General features: G+C 47.5%; 15 protein-coding genes and 1 tRNA gene. 7 read left to right on the forward strand and 9 right to left on the reverse strand.

The features are described from left to right. Positions 1-90: 90 nt before the first annotated feature. The 3 genes from ctlX to AWU56_RS04235 all read left to right on the forward strand — a co-directional run bounded on the left by ctlX (position 91) and on the right by AWU56_RS04235 (position 3,087). Positions 91-1,002, forward strand: a complete 912-nt coding sequence (gene ctlX, locus AWU56_RS04225; protein WP_286681846.1) for a citrulline utilization hydrolase CtlX — start codon at positions 91-93, stop codon at positions 1,000-1,002. A gap of 7 nt (positions 1,003-1,009) precedes the next feature. Next, positions 1,010-2,653: a diacylglycerol kinase family protein gene (locus tag AWU56_RS04230; protein WP_286681847.1), complete on the forward strand. Its 1,644-nt coding sequence runs from the start codon at positions 1,010-1,012 to the stop codon at positions 2,651-2,653. 122 nt (positions 2,654-2,775) lie between these two features. Further along, complete coding sequence (locus AWU56_RS04235) at positions 2,776-3,087, forward strand: hypothetical protein (RefSeq protein WP_071463771.1); 312 nt, start codon at positions 2,776-2,778, stop codon at positions 3,085-3,087. Between the two features lie 12 nt (positions 3,088-3,099). On the opposite strand, the gene AWU56_RS04240 is transcribed toward AWU56_RS04235, so the two are convergent. From AWU56_RS04240 to AWU56_RS04250, 3 genes are all read right to left on the reverse strand, one after another. Further along, positions 3,100-3,744 carry a cation efflux transmembrane domain-containing protein gene (locus AWU56_RS04240; protein WP_286681848.1) on the reverse strand — a complete coding sequence of 215 codons (645 nt, stop codon included), beginning with the start codon at positions 3,742-3,744 and terminating at the stop codon, positions 3,100-3,102. 126 nt (positions 3,745-3,870) lie between these two features. Then, positions 3,871-3,947: transfer RNA gene (locus AWU56_RS04245), tRNA-Pro, on the reverse strand. An 82-nt stretch (positions 3,948-4,029) separates the two neighbouring features. Then, entirely contained in the window at positions 4,030-5,661 is a 1,632-nt protein-coding gene (locus tag AWU56_RS04250) for a DUF3413 domain-containing protein (RefSeq protein WP_286681849.1), read from the reverse strand. Positions 5,662-5,731: 70 nt separating this feature from the next. Between AWU56_RS04250 and yejK the strand changes: the two genes are divergently transcribed. Then, positions 5,732-6,778 (forward strand): nucleoid-associated protein YejK, encoded by a 1,047-nt coding sequence (gene yejK, locus AWU56_RS04255; RefSeq protein ID WP_286681850.1) that lies wholly within the window; start codon positions 5,732-5,734, stop codon positions 6,776-6,778. An 84-nt stretch (positions 6,779-6,862) separates the two neighbouring features. On the opposite strand, the gene cspD is transcribed toward yejK, so the two are convergent. Beyond that, complete coding sequence (gene cspD / locus AWU56_RS04260; protein ID WP_071463775.1) at positions 6,863-7,078, reverse strand: cold shock domain-containing protein CspD; 216 nt, start codon at positions 7,076-7,078, stop codon at positions 6,863-6,865. A gap of 226 nt (positions 7,079-7,304) precedes the next feature. Between cspD and clpS the strand changes: the two genes are divergently transcribed. Further along, a complete protein-coding gene (gene clpS / locus AWU56_RS04265) occupies positions 7,305-7,619 on the forward strand; it encodes an ATP-dependent Clp protease adapter ClpS (RefSeq protein WP_006955959.1) in 315 nt (104 codons plus the stop codon). A 37-nt stretch (positions 7,620-7,656) separates the two neighbouring features. Then, complete coding sequence (gene clpA / locus AWU56_RS04270) at positions 7,657-9,927, forward strand: ATP-dependent Clp protease ATP-binding subunit ClpA (RefSeq protein ID WP_286681851.1); 2,271 nt, start codon at positions 7,657-7,659, stop codon at positions 9,925-9,927. Positions 9,928-9,990: 63 nt separating this feature from the next. Here clpA and infA read toward each other — a convergent pair whose 3' ends face one another. The 5 genes from infA to ald all read right to left on the reverse strand — a co-directional run bounded on the left by infA (position 9,991) and on the right by ald (position 13,934). Next, the gene (infA, locus tag AWU56_RS04275) at positions 9,991-10,209 is read right to left on the reverse strand and encodes a translation initiation factor IF-1 (protein WP_071463778.1); all 219 of its coding nucleotides are present in this window, start codon (positions 10,207-10,209) and stop codon (positions 9,991-9,993) included. A 49-nt stretch (positions 10,210-10,258) separates the two neighbouring features. Next, complete coding sequence (locus AWU56_RS04280; RefSeq protein ID WP_286681852.1) at positions 10,259-10,978, reverse strand: arginyltransferase; 720 nt, start codon at positions 10,976-10,978, stop codon at positions 10,259-10,261. Further along, positions 10,975-11,679, reverse strand: a complete 705-nt coding sequence (aat, locus tag AWU56_RS04285) for a leucyl/phenylalanyl-tRNA--protein transferase (RefSeq protein WP_006955955.1) — start codon at positions 11,677-11,679, stop codon at positions 10,975-10,977. The genes AWU56_RS04280 and aat overlap by 4 nt, the downstream gene beginning before the upstream one ends. A 21-nt stretch (positions 11,680-11,700) precedes the next feature. After that, positions 11,701-12,657, reverse strand: coding sequence for a thioredoxin-disulfide reductase (gene trxB / locus AWU56_RS04290; RefSeq protein ID WP_006955954.1), 957 nt, complete (start codon positions 12,655-12,657; stop codon positions 11,701-11,703). 149 nt (positions 12,658-12,806) lie between these two features. Next, the gene (gene ald / locus AWU56_RS04295; RefSeq protein WP_006955952.1) at positions 12,807-13,934 is read right to left on the reverse strand and encodes an alanine dehydrogenase; all 1,128 of its coding nucleotides are present in this window, start codon (positions 13,932-13,934) and stop codon (positions 12,807-12,809) included. Between the two features lie 166 nt (positions 13,935-14,100). Between ald and lrp the strand changes: the two genes are divergently transcribed. Beyond that, positions 14,101-14,592, forward strand: a complete 492-nt coding sequence (lrp, locus tag AWU56_RS04300) for a leucine-responsive transcriptional regulator Lrp (protein WP_071463781.1) — start codon at positions 14,101-14,103, stop codon at positions 14,590-14,592. Positions 14,593-14,618: the final 26 nt, after the last annotated feature.

The following is a 14,618-nucleotide window of genomic DNA, read 5'->3' on the forward strand; positions in this document are numbered from 1 at the left end:
GTGTAAGCCTGAGTTACTCGCATTGCGCAAACTTAACCAACACCAGTAGAATAGCGGCTTGCTGTTTCTGATGAAAAGGAAGTTAACGTAGTGAGTCAATTATGCAGTCGAGTGGCCATGGTGCGCCCACATCATTTTCGCAGTAATGAGCAAACCGCGGCAGATAATCGTTTTCAGCAGCTCGATGATGCGCGTGTCGAAGCCGCTGTGAGTCGCTATGCACGTGAAGAGTTCGATGCCATGGTGGCGCAGCTTAATCAGCAAGGGGTTCGTGTTGAGGTTTTTGACGATACCACGACCGACACACCGGACTCGGTATTTCCCAACAATTGGTTTACCAGTCATGCAGATGGCACACTCGTATTGTACCCCATGCACTGCGCTAACCGCCGGTTAGAGCGACGTGTCGACATTATTCAAAGCTTAGAACAGGACTACGTGATCACCCGTACCGTTGACCTGACCGGCTTTGAGTCGCAAGGGTTAAGTCTTGAGGGAACCGGCGCGCTGGTGTTTGATCCATTGAGTCACGATGTTTACGCGGTGCGTTCGCAGCGAATGAGCGATGTCGTGTTAGCAGAGCTAAGTAAGCACATCGATTGTAATCCTGTGGTGATTGACGCGCATGACCGCGAGGGCGTACCTATTTACCACACCAATGTGCTCATGAATGTGGGTGAGCATATCGCTATGTACGCGCCGGAATTAGTTGCGCCGGCGTATCGTGATGACTTGGCACAGCGCCTAGCGTATGGCGATCGATGTGTGATTGAACTCACGGGCTCACAAATAGAATCCTTTGCTGGTAATGCCTTGGAGCTCGTGGGGCGAGAAGGGCCGGTATTGGTTTTATCACAAACGGCGGCAAAGGCATTAACCCGGCAACAAAGGGATCAAATTGAGCAAAAAGCGCGTATGCTAATATGCAACCTGCCAACGATTGAGCAGGGCGGAGGCTCCGCGCGCTGCATGATAGCGCAATTACAATGGCAACCAAGATAGGATACTTATGGGCTCAAAGGCGATACCTTATTATTATTTATGTGGCGCGCTCGTCGCGCTAGTGCTCACCTATATACTTCCCACCTGGCCATTAAAAATTGCCTTCGGCTGGACCTGTATCGCCTTAGCGCTAATCGCCTCTGCTTATTGGTTGAATACCGCTCGATTGTTTCGTAAGAAAGCGAACGGACGTATTCCTTGGTACATACGTTGGTCATTAATCCCGTTCCTGATTGGCGTACGCGTTTATAACGCCATCGCACGTCGCCAAGATGATTTACCGGTGTTCCAAAAGGTCGCGGATGGAATCTATGTAGGAAGACGCTTATTCAGCGGCGACCTGAAGGCGATCAAAGACGTGCCGATTAATGCGGTACTCGATGTTACGGCTGAATTTGATGCGCTTGACTGGTCAGCTGAACGCGCCGAGGTGAATTACTTAAACGTTCCGGTGCTTGACCATTTGGCGCCGTCTCACGAACAAATTCATCAAGCTTTGCAGTGGATCCATGAGCAACAACGGCAAGGCCATAATGTCTTAATTCATTGCGCCTTAGGAAGAGGACGTTCGGTGTTTATGGCGGCCGCCTATTTACTGGCGCATAGTAATACGAAAAACATCGACGACGTGATGAAGAAAATTCAAGGCGCGCGCAAAGTTGCGCGATTAAATCATCAACAAAAGAAGGCACTGCAACAGTTTATCGATGAACACCAAGAGTTGATGATTAAGCGTGCGTACATTGTCGCTAATCCGGTATCCGGTGGCGGTAAATGGAGTGAATATGCACAGCCGCTTAAGGATACGCTCACACCGTATTTCGAGCTAACAGTGATTGAAACGAAAGAAGATAAAAACGGTACCGAATGTGCACGTGAGGCGCTTGAGCAGGGCGCTGAGTTGGTCATTGCTTGTGGCGGCGATGGTACGCTGACTGAAGTGGCACGTGCGCTCATCGGCCATGATTGTAAGATGGCGATCGTACCCATGGGCACAGCAAATTCCTTGAGCCAGGTGCTATGGGGACTCAGTAGTAAACTGAGCCCAGTGGATGTCGCCTGCGAAACGATTATTGAGGGTCGCTGTCGGCAAATCGATTGTGGCTGGGTCAATGAGCAATTGATGCTTTTATGTGCTGGCGTTGGCTTCGAACAGCAAATGATTGAGCAGGCAGATCGCAGCGCCAAAGATAAGCTAGGTCAGTTAGCGTATATTCAAGGTTTATGGCGCGCACTGAGTGAAGATAAACAACTGCAGTTGCAAGTAACCATTGATGAGGGTGAAACCGAAACGTGGGAAACAGCCAGTTTGATTGTTGCCAATGCGGCACCGATGACAACCTTGTTGGCACAGGGCGATGGTGAGCCCGTGATCGACGATGGCAAACTGGATGTAACGTGGCTCGATTCAGAGCAGGGTGAGAGTTCACCGGTAAAAAGCCTAATCGAGCTCTTGTACGCCAGTATTACCGAAGACCAAGTGGGGATGAATACCCATCACACACGCATAAAGCGTATTCACCTAGCACGCTGTGATGGTGAGCGCTTAGACTATGTCGTCGATGGCGAACCTTACTCAGCGGATGAGTTAGATATCAAGGTTGAAAAGCATGCACTGCAGATCTTGGTGCCTGATCGTATTGATTACTAGATAATCGAACGCGGCAATCGAGCCTAAAGGCCTTGTGAAATAGCGGTCATAAATCATACGAATAGAGCTGTGCGCGTGAGTTGTGGTATACTGTGTACAAATTAATCAATATTAAGTGAGTTATGATTGATTTCGTAGGCTGGTATAAGCAACCCGAATTAGACGGTGTAAATCCCCGCACCGCACACCGCGCCATTACCGTGGCTAAGTTTCGCGCCAAACTGTATCGCAGGGGCAGCTTTCTGCTGCGTCAGTGCGCCCTGTTGTCCGTTGTGGCGGCACTTTTAATTCTACCGAGCTGGCACCACTCAGTGATAAGCGCGGTGATTATTATTAGTTATCTTGGTTTGGCGAAATGGCTTAACATCCGAGCTTATCGCACCTATGCACTGCCATTATTGCCACAGGCAGTGCAAGATGCCTCTAAGTACTAACAACTTAGGCTATTAACCACAACACGTCGAAATATCGGTTTTTTCGCCCGCTTTGACGGCATGAGCGTCTTTGATAATGCGTAGCGCCGAACGTAGCACAATGATCGCGATGATTGTTGCTATCAACAAGTCTGGCCACGCTTTATTAATGGCGCTTACCATCCACGCAGAAAGAATGACACCGGCATTCATGAGCATATCGTTACGCGAGCAAATCCAACTGGCGCGAATGTTGATATCGCCATTACGTGAGCTGTACAGCAAGGCAAAACAAATAACATTCACCAGTAATGCTAAGCCGGCTATCCATAGCATCATGTTGGCATTGGGTTCGCTGCCCCAAATCAACCGCTGTGCAACATCACCGAGCACCAACAACGCGAGAGCTGTTTGTAATATGCCATTAAAAATAGCCGCATTCGCTTTGTATTTAATTGCCTTACCCACCGCATACAAACTCACCGCATAAACCAGCGTATCGGCAAGCATATCCAATGAGTCAGCAATTAAGCCGCTGGACTCGGCTATCCAACCGGCAATGAACTCAACGAAAAACATCACACCATTGAGCACCAATACAGTCCATAGTAAGCGTTTCTGTGCGCTATCCATTTGCGCTTGTGTGTTAGACACTCCGCCACCGCAGCATGAAGACATTTGAACATCCATTAGCAAAAATTTTGCCGCCATTGTATCAAAAAAGTAGGTTGTAGCAGCGTGGTTTCGCTCTGAATTACCTGATGTGGAATTGATAGAGTAATTAAGCAGGGAAAAGAGAAGAATTGGTCGGCGTGAGAGGATTTGAACCTCCGACCCCTGACACCCCATGACAGTGCGCTACCAGGCTGCGCTACACGCCGACCGAGGACAGCTATGTTACTGATTTATGAGCTAAGTGCAAGGCACAAATGCACTTAGCGCGTCTGTTCGCTGTTATTTTAATCAGTCTCTAGCGCGGCCGCTGAAGCGTTTGAGATCTTTGAGTGCATCAATTAACACAGGAACCGTCGGTTCGGCGCCGTCGAGGCGGCTGAAGTCATCGCGACGATAGATATTATACTGACCGTTGTTATCGAGCACGGTAATCAATTCTTGGTCATAAATAACGATATACGGACTGTAGGTTTCTACTAGAGGCCAGCGCTCACCTCCATTCATCAGGTCTTCACCATTGCTGAAGCTCTGAGTGCCACCAGCACATGACATGACGCGAGATAGGGCGGTTGGCATGAGATCCATCAACCCGCCAATACTTTGTTGTGGTAGTGCGAAATCTTTTTCCCACAGAGTGACACGCATATTTTCAGGTTTAAACTGTTGCTGTCCGAGCAGACCCTCAGTGTTACTGGGCGCTAGGCTCGAGAGCAGTACACGTTGTTGGCCTAAGCTTCCGAGTATTGCGGGTAAGCGGTTGATATCCTCATGGCTCAGCAGCACAACGTTGACCTGGTTCTCGTTGCGTGGATAAAAACTACTTAACGGCTCTGCGTTCCAGTCGGTTTTAAACTGAGTAAGCCCGAGTTCTTGTGGCCAATTAGGCGATGTATGCCAGCTCACATCGATGCCAAAGTCCGCTAATGGTTTTAGGTAAGCCGGTGATATGTTTTGATTCTCGATGGTCTCTTGATAAAAGTCGGGGAGACCATAAAGCAGTTGGAACAACCCGCCCTCACGACTCGGGTGTGCCAGTAACTGGATATCCACTTGAGTCAGGCCGTTGTCGTTGGCTACTTCACCGACACGTTGTGACTGTTCGGCATTCAAACGATCAAATACAACCAGTGTAATGCCCTGGGTTTGCGACGTTTTTGAGCACAGCAACGTATTGTGCGGGTAGCGTAAGCGGATATTTTCGGCCGACATCAGCTTTTGTTGTTGTGCTTGATAATTTTCCACTTCGATAAAGCCATGCTTCGACATCAGCGTTTTCGCTGTCGTCGGGTACGAGAGTGGGAATGTATCATCTTGCTGTGTTATCGGGTCGTAGAGCTCAGCATCCGCCCAAACGTGAATACTGTGGCTAGCAAAAAAGCACAATACAAATACCGTGGTGGCCGGTGCGCCGAGGCGACGATGTTGGAGTTCAGAAAGGTGCTTCCACGTGTAGTTAGCGAGCAGCAGTTCAAAGCCTAACAGAATAAGAAAGCCCAACATGATCATTAAAATAATGACAAAACTTGCGCCGGTAAATGCGGCCTCGGCATCTTTCGCCATTTGTGCAAGTGAATAGGCGTTTAGATGATAGCCGTAGTGGCGAAAAAACAGTGCATCAAAGATAAGTGCGACGATGCCAAGGGAGCTAATGAGCGCCGCAATACTGCGTAATACCTTGGAGTAGGGAATAAGCAAGCAGAACGGAAATATCAGTATGATAAAGAACACGAACGGCAGAAATGCGAAGTGCCCGATCCAGTTCACAATGAGATAAACGGTACTGATGAACGTGGTCGGCGACGGCGTTGAATCAATATAGATAATGCCGATAAGGACACACAAAATAATGTTGGCGAAGGTAAACCAATGACCCCAACTAATCAGTCGTGCAATTTTATCGCGACGTTGGTTCTTTCCCATTCTGTGTCTATCCCGTGCTACAATCTGCCAAATAGTCTAACACAGCGATTTTGCAAGGATAGTCCTAGTTATGCAACTGGCCATTGAAAATAGCATTATTCACCAGTTTTACAGCCATGATGACCAAATTGGTTTGCGTCTCGCGCCAGAACCTTTGTCTGATGACGAGCAACTGCACGAGTTACTCGAGGAACTGACCACGGTTTATACCAGTAAACCAGCTAAAGGCTACGCTAGCTTCTTAACAGAGGCCGACGAGGCGGAAGAAGTCAGTGATTTCCCGGTACTACTTAAACAGTGGCAAGCACAAGAGCTAGAATTTGTTGAGTTGAGCCAGCAGGCGGCTAAGCTCTTGTTAGAGCAACTGCAGAACTATCAAATGCTTGAAGCGGGCTTTTTATTAGTGACGCGGTATCAACACCTAAGCACTGATTATCTGTTAGTGGCGTTTTTACCAGTAAAAGTAGGCGTGACGATTAACCCTAACTTAGCTGTTGACCGGTCATCACAATTAGACATTAGTAAGGTACAACTGGCAGCGCGGATTGATCTGACTGAATGGCAAACCGATCCCGAGAGCCAACGTTATATTTCTTTTATTAAGGGTCGCGCTGGACGCAAGGTATCTGACTTCTTCTTGGATTTCTTGGGCTGTACTGAGCGGTTGGATGCTAAGTCGCAAACTAAACGCTTGGTGGATGCAGTAACAGAGTTTGGTAAGCAAGCAGAACTGCCACCGGAGCAACGTCAATCGCTTAATGCGGTGGCTTATGAATATTGCGATCAACAATGGAAGCAGGGTGAAGACGTCAAGGTCAAAGACTTGTCAGAGCATTTCTCTCAAGCACAGCCGACCGAACGTAGCTTTGAAGAGTTTACGCAAGCGCTCTCACAAGAGGATAAACCTGCACTGGATGAGTCCTTTCCTACGGATCGGTCTACGCTACGAAAATTGGTTAAATTTCAAGGCCAAGGTGGCGGCGTGAGTGTGGCATTTGATCATACGCAGCTGGGCGAGCGTATAGAGTATGATCCGGAGACAGATAAACTAACGATTCATGGCACGCCGCCTAATTTGCGCGACCAATTGCGTCGTTACTTTGGTATTGACTCTTAAGGGGTATTGATTCTTAAGGGGTATTGATTCTTAAGAGGCTAGAATTGCAAAACGCCGCATTGCGGCGTTTTGCAAGTAGGCTTCTTATTGTTTGTCCGCGTGAGGAACAATGTTTGAGGCATGCAGTCCTTTTGGACCTTCCTCGAGTTCAAACTCTACGGTTTGACCGGCTTTTAATGTGCGATAGCCTTCCATATCGATTGTTGAGTAATGAGCGAAAATGTCACCCTCGCGGTCCTCACTCTCAATAAAGCCAAAACCTTTGGAGTTATTGAACCATTTGACTTTTCCGGTTGCCATACATCTACTTCCTTCTTCTATCGAAAAGAATTTTGTTATTATTAGACTTGGTTGTCGTAAGTGTGGTTGAAAATTTCATCATCCAACACCATGTTTTACTCTAGGACACAGAGTATAATAGTCAAGTAGATGTGATGAAAAAATCGACATTTTTGTTAAAAAAATAAACAAAAATTGTCCAGCGAGATTAGACAAATCAGCTATAGTGATAATAGGTTGTTAATTCATGAGCCAGTTTGATCATCAACACGTATATGATGTTGAGGAAGAAAGTAAACACGAACTGAAACCACCCTCGATGTATAAGGTCATATTGAATAATGATGACTATACACCGATGGACTTTGTAATAGAGGTGCTGATAAGGTTTTTTCGTATGAATAACGAAAGAGCCACAGACACCATGTTGCAGGTGCACTATAAAGGGAAAGCGGTGTGTGGAGTTTACTCAGCAGAGATAGCTGAGACAAAAGTGGTGCAGGTCAATCAGTACGCTCGTGAAAACCAGCACCCGTTGCTCTGTACCATGGAGCATGAGTAAGATTCGAGCACAGCCGTAGTACGGTAAGGAGAGTGGTATGTTAAACAAGGCGTTAGAACTTACCTTGAACGATGCGTTCAGACTGGCGCGTGAGCGTCGTCATGAACTAATGACGGTTGAGCATTTGCTCGTGGCTTTGCTCGATAATCCAGACGCAGCCGAAGTTTTGCGCGCGTGCGGACTCAATTTTGAACAACTGAAAGAAGAACTTATCAGTTACATCGACCGCAGCACACCGACCTTTGATGAGCAAGATGATGGCGCCGATACACAACCGACACTCGGATTTCAGCGGGTGTTACAGCGAGCGGTATTTCACGTTCAGTCTTCTGGTAATGCCGAAGTGAGTGGCGCGAACGTGTTGGTGGCGATTTTCAGTGAACAAGAGTCACAAGCCGTCTATTTGCTGAACAAGCATGATATCACTCGTTTAGATATCGTTAATTATATCTCACATGGCATCGCGCGCTCTCAAGACGAGCCAATGGACGAACATATTGCCGATGAAGAGGAAATGGCTGCGGCAAGTGAAGAGCAGCAAACCCATCTTAAACGTTTTTGTACGAACCTTAATGTGCAGGCGCAAGAGGGTAAGATCGATCCACTTATTGGTCGTGATGACGAGTTGGAACGCTGCGCACAAATTTTATGCCGTCGTCGTAAAAATAATCCATTATTGGTCGGCGAGGCCGGTGTAGGTAAAACGGCTATCGCCGAGGGGCTTGCGTATCGTATCGTAAATAAACAGGTACCCGATATTCTTGAGGAAGCGGTTATCTACTCGCTGGATATGGGCGGCTTATTGGCGGGTACAAAGTACCGCGGTGACTTTGAAAAGCGCTTCAAACAGCTTCTCAAAGAGTTAGGTGAGAAAGAGCACGCTATTCTTTTTATCGATGAGATCCATACGATTATCGGTGCCGGCGCGGCCAGTGGAGGTGTGCTAGATGCCTCTAACTTGCTAAAACCATTGCTTTCAAGTGGTCAGCTTAAGTGTATTGGCTCAACCACCTATACCGAGTTCAAAAACATCTTTGAAAAAGATCGCGCGTTAGTGCGTCGATTCCAAAAAGTGGATGTCAGTGAACCGAGCGTGGAAGATACCACTAAAATTTTGATGGGCTTGAAAGAGCGCTACGAAGACCATCACGGTATTCGTTACACCCAGCCCGCGATTAAAGCAGCGGCTGAGCTTGCGGCAAAATACATTAATGAGCGTCATTTGCCCGATAAGGCGATTGATGTGATGGACGAGGCGGGCGCGCAACAACGTTTGTTACCTCCGTCTAAGCGTAAGAAGACCGTCGGTGTGCAAGATATCGAGGCGATTATCGCTAAGATCGCACGTATACCAGAGCAGTCGGTTTCACGCACAGACCAAGACATTCTCAAGCAGCTCGATCGCAACTTGAAGATGGTGGTGTTTGGTCAGGATGAAGCGATCGACAAACTGAGTTCTTCGATTCGTTTATCGCGGTCAGGGCTTGGCAATGAACACACCCCTATCGGGTCGTTCTTGTTCGCAGGTCCGACAGGCGTGGGTAAAACTGAGGTGACTCAGCAACTTGCCAAAGCAATGGGTATTGAACTCATTCGCTTCGATATGTCGGAGTATATGGAGCGTCACGCAGTCAGTCGTTTGATTGGTGCGCCTCCAGGTTATGTCGGTTTTGATCAAGGCGGGTTGTTAACTGACGCAGTGATTAAACAGCCTCATTCGGTATTGCTGCTTGATGAGATCGAGAAAGCCCACCCGGATGTTTACAACATCTTGTTGCAGGTGATGGATAACGGCACGTTGACGGATAACAACGGTCGTAAGGCGGATTTCCGTAATGTCATTATTGTGATGACGACTAACGCGGGTGTGCGTGAGACAGTTCGTAAGTCAATTGGCTTTAAGCAACAGGACCACAGTCACGATGCGATGGCAGAAATCAACCGTACCTTTACGCCGGAGTTCCGTAACCGTCTTGATGGTATCGTGTGGTTTAACCATCTAAGTGAAGAGGTTATCTTGCAGGTGGTCGATAAGTTTATCACCGAGTTGCAAGCACAGTTAGACCGTAAAGGGGTGTCTCTTGAGGTTGAATCCAAAGCAATCGATTGGCTTGCGAAGAAAGGCTACGACAAGCAAATGGGCGCACGTCCGATGGGTCGAATTATTCAGGAACACCTGAAAAAACCATTGGCAAACGAGATCTTGTTTGGTCATTTAACCCGCGGTGGTCAGGTCAAAGTATCCTTAGATAACAACGACGAGCTGAAATTTGATTACGACAGCACTAATGAAACTATCGAAAGTTAATCGACTGAGTTAGTTCGAATAATAAAAAAGGGGCGTTTCGCCCCTTTTTTATTTGAACCGTGATTAACGGGCGCGGAAGACGATGCGTCCTTTACTCAAGTCGTAAGGGGTAAGCTGAACGGTTACAGTATCACCCGTTAAAATACGGATGTAGTGCTTACGCATTTTGCCAGAGATGTGTGCAGTCACAACGTGACCGTTCTCTAGTTCAACTCGAAACATAGTATTTGGCAAGGTGTCCAATACGGTTCCTTGCATTTCAATGCTGTCTTCTTTCGCCATTAAAATCCTCTAGAATTTAACTAATGAGCGCACATTGTACGCATAGGGTTCATTTTTGTGTGTTAGATTTTACCGCTTTTTTCCATTGATTGCCAATAAGCCGTTCATTTGGTGTAAAACGGGCCTTGTAGTTCATCTTATCGCAGTTATCAATTTGGTATCCAAGGTAGAGATAATCGAGTCCTTGCGCCTCTGTCCACTCGATTAAACTCAAAATAGAGTAGGTGCCTAGCGAACGCTTAGCTTCATCCGGATCAAAAAATGTGTACATGGCAGAGCTAGAACAACTGAGCACATCAACGATACTCACCATCATTAACTCGCCCGCACTATCGCGCCATTCAAAAAACTGCGGTTTCATCCAATCAGCATCACACCAAAGCCAAAATGATTCTGGATCGGGCGGATACATTGCGCCATCGGCGTGACGTTCCTCAATAAAGCGACAAAAGAGTGAGGTATAGTCAGGTTGAGGCTTATCGACAACTGAAAGTACTAAATCGCGATTTTTATTTAACACTCGCTTTTGGTTTTTGCTGAAACTAAAATCGCTGACCGGTATACGAAGCGATTCGCAGGCTTGGCAGGATTCACAGTGGGGACGATAGACATCGTTATGGCTGCGACGAAACCCGTGTGCCATTAAGTGCTCATACAAATGAGCATTCATGGGTGTTTCTTCGTCGGCAACGGTAACGATTAAACGCTCTTCCTGATCCTTGAGATAACCACAGGGGCGGGTGCCTGTAATACCGAGTTTAACACTCATAAATAACGACTAATATCTCCTAACGACCAAAAGTCGTCAGTTAGTGGGCGATCGCGTAACGCAAATAATTGCTCTAGAAAATGCTCGCGGGCCATTGGTACCGCGCCGAGTGACGTTAAATGGGGATTTTCCATTTGGCAATCAATTAATTGACCCCCGTGCTCAACAAAGGCGTTCGCAAAACAGTGCAAAGCCACTTTAGATGCGTTAGTCGCACGGTGAAACATACTTTCGCCACAAAACAGACGACCGACACTGACACCATATAAGCCACCGACCAACGAATTATCTAGCCAAACTTCAACCGAATGGGCATGTCCTTTTCTATGCAGTTCAATATACGCCTCACGCATAGGTTCGGTAATCCATGTGCCTTCGTGCTCGGCGCGTATTGTTGCACACTCATCAATTACCTCTTCAAAGGCACGGTTCAGTGTGACTCGCCAAGGTTGGCGTCGCATGGCTTTCTTTAACGAACGCGAGCAATGGATATCGCCAGGTACAAAAACAGCGCGAGGATTGGGGGACCACCATAAAATCGGATCATCGGCCGCAAACCACGGGAAAATACCTGAGCGATAGGCACTCACCAAGCGTGCCTCTGAGAGGTCGCCGCCCACGGCAAGTAAGCCGTTAGGCTCTGCCAGTGCCATCGACACTGGCGGAAAGCTGACTGAGCTAGAACTCAGCTCGACTATCATAGGCGGCGACTCACAATAGGATTACTTAGTTAATGCGTCCAGATAACGTTCAGCATCCAATGCCGCCATACAACCCGTGCCTGCCGAGGTAATGGCTTGGCGATACACGTGGTCCATAACATCACCGGCGGCAAATACGCCCGGAATGCTGGTTGCAGTTGCGTTACCCTCAAGGCCGCTTTGAACGACGATATAGCCGTTGTTCATTTCGAGTTGGCCGTCGAATAGGCCTGTGTTGGGCTGGTGACCGATAGCAATAAAGCAACCAGCAACATCTAGCTCCGACGTGCTACCGTCTTTTGTGTCTTTGATACGAACACCCGTCACGCCTGAGTCATCACCTAAGACTTCGTCTAAGGTCTTGTTCAAGTGAAGGGTCACGTTACCGTTCTCGGCTTTTTCCATCAGACGATCCGACAAGATCTTCTCAGAACGGAACGTATCACGGCGGTGAATGACATGCACTTCACTGGCAATATTAGACAGATAAAGCGCTTCTTCGACCGCAGTATTACCGCCACCGACAACACAGACCTTCTGATTTTTGTAGAAAAAGCCGTCACAGGTCGCGCAAGCAGAAACGCCTTTGCCCATAAACGCCTCTTCTGAGTCCAAACCCAGATATTTGGCGGATGCGCCGGTTGAGATAATCACTGAGTCAGCCGTATATTCGCCTACATCGCCTTTTAAGCGGAAAGGGCGCTCTGAGAAGTCGACTTTGTTGATGTGGTCGAACACGATTTCTGTGTCAAAGCGCTCGGCGTGCTGCTGCATGCGCACCATTAAATCAGGTCCGGTTAACCCTTCAGCATCGCCCGGCCAGTTTTCAACGTCGGTAGTGGTCGTTAGCTGACCACCTTGTTGCATACCGGTGACCAATACCGGGTCAAGGTTTGCGCGCGCAGCATAGACTGCGGCGGTATAGCCCGCAGGCCCAGAACCCAAAATCAAAAGTTTACAATGCTTGGCTTCAGCCATGGTGTTGCTCCTACTACAGAATGTGTTTCAGTTATATGTTTAGCTATGGGGTCGATTGTATGGATTGCAAGGAAAAGGCACAAGAACAACATAAAAAAAGCTCACCATTTTAGGTGAGCTTTTCTGTTCAGTTGCGCTTACTTGTCTAATTATTTAGAGAGCGCTTCACGCGGATCGATGTAGTCGAGGCTTAATTCTTCGCCTAAGTCATCGTGGACCGCTTTATAAGTGATTTTACCACCGTGCATGTTCAAACCACGCAACAGATGTTCGTTTTCTAACATGGCTTGGTTGCCTTTGTTAGCCAACGCGATACCGTAAGGCAAGGTTGCGTTGTTAAGCGCGATAGTTGACGTACGTGCAACACCGCCTGGCATGTTCGCAACACAGTAGTGAACAACATCATCAATCACGTATACCGGATCTTGGTGCGTTGTTGCGTATGAAGTTTCGAAACAACCACCTTGGTCAATCGCAACATCTACCAACACTGAACCTGGTTTCATGTTTTTGATGTGCTCGCGCGTCAAGAGTTTAGGTGCCGCTGCGCCTGGAATCAGCACTGCGCCAACAACTAAATCAGCTTCACGTGAATACTTGTCGATAGCATCTACGGTTGAATAGATCGTGGTGACTTGACCATTGAAGATATCATCGATCTCGCGTAGACGCGGCAATGAGCGGTCAAGAATGGTGACGTCAGCGCCTAAGCCCAACGCCATTTTCGCAGCGTTAGTTCCGACAACACCACCACCGATGATGAGTACTTTGCCCGGCGCAACGCCAGGAACGCCACCTAGCAATGTGCCGCTGCCGCCGTGCGCTTTTTCAAGGTAATGCGCGCCTGCTTGAATTGACATGCGACCCGCAACTTCGCTCATAGGTGCTAAAAGCGGAAGACCATTGCGGTTATCAGTGACTGTCTCGTATGCGATAGCAGTACAACCTGATTCAGCCAATAATTTAGTTTGTGTTGGATCAGGTGCCAAGTGCAAGAAGGTGTAAAGGATTTGGCCTTCACGTAACATCTTACATTCGTTTGGCTGAGGTTCCTTAACTTTGACGATCATATCAGCGCGCTCGAAGATCTCTTCTGGCGTTTCAACAATTGAAGCACCTGCGGCTTGATAGTCTTCGTTAGTAAAACCAATCGCAGCACCGCCGTTGTTTTCAACGATAACGTCGTGACCATTCGCAACATATTCGCGAACAGCTGCAGGCGTTAAACCGATACGATACTCGTGGTTTTTAATTTCCTTAGGAACACCTATTAACATACTCACCCTCTATAATTGACACGCATTGAGTGCGTTTTATCTGCTGATGTGATTGGTAAATTTCGTGGCGCAATTATAGACTGAAAACAAACTGGATTACGCACTTTTTTTAACCTAGTTTATAGTGATATATTAGGGTTAACTAATTAAATGACGCGATAAAATCATGAGATTTCCAGAAAACACCGATGAAATCACTATTGACAGAATTGACCGTAAGATCTTACGCATACTGCAAGACGATGGACGTATTGCCAACGTGGCGCTTGCGAAGCGAGTGGGGTTGAGCGCAACGGCTTGTTTAGAAAGGGTAAAAAAGCTTGAGCGAGAGGGTGTTATAGAGAGTTACCATGCCCGTATTAACCCAGCCAAGCTCGGCGCTAACTTGATGGTGTTTGTCGAAATTACCTTGTCGCGTACATCGGCGGATGCTTTCGCTGAATTCAGTGAGGCGGCGCGTAAAACCGAAGAGATTTTGGAATGTCATTTAGTGGCAGGGGACTTTGATTTCCTCATTAAGGCGCGGGTACCTGACATGCGCGCTTACCGTAAATTACTCGGTGAAACCTTGCTGATGATGCCGGGTGTCGACGAATCGCGTACCTATGTTGTAATGGAAGAAGTAAAACAAGAGAATAAAGTTCTAGTAAAGGGCTAACATTAATAGCGAGATTCGCTACAATC

This window comes from Idiomarina sp. T82-3 (assembly GCF_001577655.1).
Lineage (GTDB): Bacteria > Pseudomonadota > Gammaproteobacteria > Enterobacterales > Alteromonadaceae > Idiomarina > Idiomarina baltica.